Here is a 5,342-nt window from a genome sequence, read left to right on the forward strand (position 1 = left end):
CCGATGTGGCACGCCCGTCGTCGTCGCTCCGGCGAACCAGGCGCCGTTCGAGCGACCGATCTTCTGGTGTCCGACCTGTCAGAGGCCCTGAGCCTGCGTCAGCCGACCGGCTGAAGGTCCTCCCGCATGCGTCGCGCGCTCTCGGCCGCAGCACCGCGACCCATGAGGCTCGTGGCGAAGTCGGCGGGGATCGTGTCCGGGATCATGAGGCCCTCGGCCACGGCGACCCGGTCGCTGACCTCTCGGAGCACGACCGACATGGGGATGTCGAGCGCCTCGCAGATCGAGCCCAGGAGCTCGGACGACGCTTCCTTCTGGCCACGCTCGACCTCGCTGAGGTATCCCAGGGAGACGCGTGCAGCCGAGGACACCTCTCGCAGGGTGCGGCCCTGTCGCTGGCGAGCGTCTCGCAGCACGTCCCCGATCTCTCGTCGAAGAACAATCATCTGGCGGCCCCCTTCCGTGTCCCGTGCGATCGACGGAGCCTGCCTGGCTCCTGTGGTGGTTCGCTGACCTGTCGTTCCCCGCGCTCCTCGCGTGGGGATCGTCCTACCGTACCCCGCACCCGGGGTAGTCTCATGCGCTGATCTGTTGAATGGCCTCTTGGCGATCACGTGCTGTTCAACGCGCTTCCTCCCAGGGTTGTTCCCGCACCAGGGAGACGTCCACGACGTCGCCGGGAGTTCACGAACTCTCCACGCACTCCCCAGGGCTCGCCCTCGTGCGGACCAGCCCATGGCACGTCCGGACACCGACCGACCTCCGCAGAGATCACCCGGTGACGACACCCCGCGCGAGCGCCAGGAGGTGCACGACCGTGGCCTCACGGACCGCCGCCCGGTCACCGTCGAGGTGCAGCTCGGCGACCTCGGTCCGCTCGGGCGACACCACGGCCACGTGGACGAGGCCCGGGGGCTTGCCGTCCTGCGGGTCCGGGCCGGCCACCCCGGTCGTCGCGAGCCCGACGTCCGCCCCCAGGAGGCGCCGTACCCCCTGCGCCATCTGCCGCGCGACAACGGGGTCGACGGCGCCGCGGGCGGCGAGCAGCTCGGCGTCGACCCCCAGCACGCTCGCCTTGAGATCGGTCGCGTACGCCGTGACACCGCCCCTCAGCACGGCGGAGGCTCCCGGGACGGCCACGAGGCGGGCCGTGACGAGCCCACCTGTCAGCGACTCGGCGACCGCGAGGGTCCAGCCCCGCGACGCGAGCAGGGTCAGGAGGTCCGCAGCGTCGGCCGCAGGCGTCAGGTCCGCGCTCGCCATCGGTACCGGCTCAGTCCTGCCCGGCCGTCTTCGCCGCGCGCAGCGCGTCGCGCCGCAGCCGCCAGCCCTGGTAGGCGTACTCGACCCCGGTCACCACCGTGACGACCAGTGCCGCGACGAGGACGACCCAGCCGATCACCGAGATCCACGACGGCATCTGGTCGAGCGGGAGCAGGAAGATCGAGATCGCGACGGACTGCAGGACCGTCTTGAGCTTGCCGCCGCGCGAGGCCGGCATGACCGTGTACTTGAGGACCGCGAACCGCATGAGCGTGATGCCGAGCTCACGAGCGAGGATGACGATCGTGACCCACCAGGGCAGGTCGCCGAGGGCCGAGAGCAGGACCAGCGCGGCCCCGATCAGCAGCTTGTCGGCGATGGGGTCGAGCAGCTTGCCGAGATCCGTGACCAGGTCGTACTTCCTGGCCAGGTAGCCGTCGACCCGGTCCGTCGCGGCGGCGAGGACGAACAGCGCCGTCGCGACCAGGCGCCAGGTGACCGTGTGCCCGCCGTCGGCGAGCAGCGCCCACGCGAAGAAGGGGACCACGGCGATCCGGGCGATAGTGACCGCGTTCGCGGAGTTCCAGGGGGACGGGACGGCTGTGACCACACGACAAGCGTAGGCGCTGCACGCCCCCTCGTCCGACCAGGGACGGATTCCGACCGAACGGACAAGCCCGGACACAACGACCGTCAGCTGTCTCACCGATGTTCGGTCCGACGATCCGAGGGGCTAGTCTCGGCGCCGTGACACGCCATGCGCGGCCCGACGGCGGGCAGCGCCACCTTCTCAAGATGCTCGCTGTCGGCGTCGGCGCCACAGCACTCGCGACGCTCGGCGCCCTGGTGCTCGACGGGGGCCGGACGCCTGCCGCAGGGCCGCCAGTGGCCGCGGCGACGCCGGCCGCGGAGGTCGCGCGCCGTCCCGAGCCGGACGCCGTCTTCACCGTCGTCGCGACCGGGGACGTGCTCCCCCACCTCCCGGTCCACGTCTCGGCTCGGGCCGAGGTCGGCGGCTACGACTTCAGCGACCTCCTCGCCGGGACGGACGCCTGGGTCCGTGGCGCCGACCTCGCGCTGTGCCACCTCGAGGTCCCCCTCACCGCTCCAGGCGTACGACCCACCGGCTATCCCCTGTTCGCGGCCGACGCGCACCTCGCGACCGACCTGCGCGAGCAGGGCTGGGACGGCTGCTCGACGGCGTCGAACCACTCCGTGGACCAGGGCCGCGCCGGCGTGACCGCCACCCTCGACGCCCTCGACGCCGCAGGGCTGGGACACGTCGGCACCGCCCGCAGCGCCGCAGAGGCCGCGGCCCCCGCCCTCTACACGCTCGAGCGAGCAGGACGGTCGATCGTCGTGGCGCACCTCGCGGGCACGTACGGGACGAACGGCGTGCCGATCCCTGCCTCGGCGCCCTGGTCGGTCACGCTGCTCGACGGCGCCGACCTCGTCGAGCGCGCTCGGGCCGCGCGCGAGGCGGGGGCCGACCTGGTGATCGTGAGCATGCACTCCGGCGTCGAGTACTCGACGCCCCCGACCGACGAGCAGGTCGGGCTCGCGACGCTCCTCGCCGCGTCGGGACAGGTGGACCTGGTGCTCGGGCACCACGCCCACGTCCCGCAGCCGACCGCTCTTCTGCCGGGTGGACCCGACGGGCAGGGTATGTGGGTCGCGTACGGGCTCGGCAACTACGTCTCGAACCAGGACGGCGACTGCTGCGACGCACGGACCGACTCGGGCCTGCTCGTCACCGCGACCATCACCCAGCCCGCGGGCGCCCCGGCCCGCGTGACAGGTTTCGAGTGGACGGCGGTCACGGTCGACCGGCTGGGCAAGCACGCGGTCCTGGCGCTCGCCGACCTCGCGGGAGACGGCACGAGCACCCTCAGCCCGGCCGCCCTCACCGCTCGGTACGACCGGGTCAGGACCGCGGTCGGGGACGCCGCCCCCGAACGTGTCTCTCCCCCGGTCGCCACGGGTCCACCACCGACCGTCGGGGCCCGGACCGCAGGGGTGGCGGCCGCCGTCGGGACCGTTGCGGCCCGAACGGGGGCGTCGGGCTGACCAACGTCCGTCTGACCTCCGGCACTGGGCGAGCAGCCGGCCGGGCGGCCGGGCGAGGTTCGTCCGTCAGCCGGACGGGGGCCGCGCACACGACTCAGCGCTCGCGCCAGTCCGCCTCGTCGTCGGCGTCGTCGTGGTACTCCTGGGCGACGGGAGGCATGTGCCCGTCGGCGCCGTCGGAGTAGTCACGGCCGGTCCCCGCGGCAGGCCCGGCGCCGCCCGACTCCCCGTCGTACACCTCGGCCCCGGGCTCGCCGCGCAGCATCGCGAGCGTCGCGGGCAGGTCGTCGGCCGTGAGCAGGACCTCGCGGGCCTTGGACCCCTCGGAGGGGCCGACGATCTCGCGCGACTCGAGCAGGTCCATGAGCCGCCCGGCCTTGGCGAAGCCGACGCGCAGCTTGCGCTGCAGCATCGACGTCGAGCCGAACTGGGTCGTGATGACGAGCTCGGCGGCCTGCAGCAGCAGGTCGAGGTCGTCGCCGATGTCCTCGTCGACCTGCTTCTTGGTCGCGGCGGAGGCCGCGACGTCGGTCCGGTAGGACGGCTTGAGCTGCGCCTTGACGTGCTCGACGACGGCGTGGACCTCGCTCTCCGCGACCCACGCCCCCTGCACGCGCATGGGCTTGGCAGCCCCCATGGGCAGGAAGAGCGCGTCACCCTGACCGATGAGCTTCTCGGCGCCCGGCTGGTCGAGCACGACGCGCGAGTCCGCGAGCGACGACGTCGCGAACGCGAGGCGCGAGGGCACGTTGGCCTTGATGAGGCCCGTGACGACGTCGACCGACGGGCGCTGCGTCGCGAGCACCAGGTGGATGCCCGCGGCGCGCGCGAGCTGGGTGATGCGCTGGATCGAGGCCTCGACGTCGCGCGGGGCGACCATCATGAGGTCCGCGAGCTCGTCGACGACCACGAGCAGGTACGGGTACGTCGCGATCCTGCGCTCCGAGCCCGGCAGCGGCTTGACCTTCCCGGCGCGGACCGCGGCGTTGAAGTCGTCGACGTGCTTGTACCCGAACATCGCGAGGTCGTCGTAGCGCGCGTCCATCTCGCGCACGACCCACTCGAGGGCCTCGGCGGCCTTCTTGGGGCTCGTGATGATGGGCGTGATGAGGTGCGGGATGCCCTCGTAGATCGTGAGCTCGACGCGCTTGGGGTCCACGAGGACCATGCGCACCTCCTCGGGCGTGGCCCGCATGAGGATCGAGACGATCATGGAGTTGATGAAGCTCGACTTGCCGGCGCCCGTGGCTCCCGCGACGAGGATGTGCGGCATCTTGGCGAGGTTCGCGACGACGTACCCGCCCTCGACGTCCTTGCCGACGCCCATGACCATGGGGTGCTCGGTGCGCCGGGCCACGGACGAGCGCAGCACGTCGCCCAGGACCACGGTCTCGCGGTCGGTGTTGGGGATCTCGATGCCGATCGCGGACTTGCCGGGGATGGGCGAGAGGATGCGCACGTCGGCCGACGCCACCGCGTAGGCGATGTTCTTGGACAGGTTCGTGATGCGCTCGACCTTGACGGCCGGGCCGACCTCGACCTCGTAGCGGGTCACGGTCGGTCCGCGCGTGAAGCCCGTGACCTTGGCGTCGATCTCGAACTGCTCGAAGACGCGCGTGAGCGACTCGACCACGCGGTCGTTCGCCGCGGAGCGCACCTTGTGCGGCGCGCCCTTGACGAGGTCGTCCTCGGAGGGCAGCACGTAGACCGTGTCGCCCTCGAGCATGGGCTGGACGCCGCGCGGCACGGGGTTGTTGGGCGGCGGCGGGGGTGCGCTGGGCGACGGCGCCGTCCTGCCGAGGGAGGGGATGACCTGCGTGGGCAGGTCGGCCGCGTCCTCGTGCGCGTCGGGCGGCGGCGGGGGGCCGACGGGGCCCGCGCGGCGGCCCCGGGCGCTCTTGCGGGCCGCTTCCTCCTCGGCCTCGAGCATCGCTGCGCGCTCGAAGGCCTCGTCGCCGACGTATCCGCCGTCGAGCCGCTCGCGCTCGGCCGCGTCGGCCTCGCGCTCGGTC

Annotated in this window: 5 protein-coding genes; 1 reads left to right on the top strand and 4 read right to left on the bottom strand. The window is 72.6% G+C overall.

Translation table 11 applies throughout. From position 1 onward, the window contains the following. Positions 1-98 precede the first annotated feature (98 nt). The 3 genes from ACFRCR_RS16410 to pgsA form a co-directional block, all read right to left on the bottom strand. Complete coding sequence (locus ACFRCR_RS16410; RefSeq protein WP_030150559.1) at positions 99-446, bottom strand: helix-turn-helix domain-containing protein; 348 nt, start codon at positions 444-446, stop codon at positions 99-101. A 325-nt stretch (positions 447-771) separates the two neighbouring features. After that, positions 772-1,263, bottom strand: coding sequence for a CinA family protein (locus tag ACFRCR_RS16415; protein WP_377679000.1), 492 nt, complete (start codon positions 1,261-1,263; stop codon positions 772-774). A gap of 10 nt (positions 1,264-1,273) precedes the next feature. Then, positions 1,274-1,873 carry a CDP-diacylglycerol--glycerol-3-phosphate 3-phosphatidyltransferase gene (gene pgsA / locus ACFRCR_RS16420; protein WP_377679002.1) on the bottom strand — a complete coding sequence of 200 codons (600 nt, stop codon included), beginning with the start codon at positions 1,871-1,873 and terminating at the stop codon, positions 1,274-1,276. A 137-nt stretch (positions 1,874-2,010) separates the two neighbouring features. Between pgsA and ACFRCR_RS16425 the strand changes: the two genes are divergently transcribed. Beyond that, positions 2,011-3,330, top strand: a complete 1,320-nt coding sequence (locus ACFRCR_RS16425; protein WP_377679004.1) for a CapA family protein — start codon at positions 2,011-2,013, stop codon at positions 3,328-3,330. 94 nt (positions 3,331-3,424) lie between these two features. Here the strand turns inward: ACFRCR_RS16425 and ACFRCR_RS16430 are convergent. Then, a partial coding sequence (locus ACFRCR_RS16430) for a DNA translocase FtsK (RefSeq protein ID WP_377679006.1) occupies positions 3,425-5,342 on the bottom strand: 1,918 nt, incomplete at its 5' end.

The organism is Oerskovia sp. NPDC056781, from assembly GCF_042789955.1.
Classification (GTDB): Bacteria; Actinomycetota; Actinomycetes; order Actinomycetales; family Cellulomonadaceae; genus Oerskovia; species Oerskovia rustica.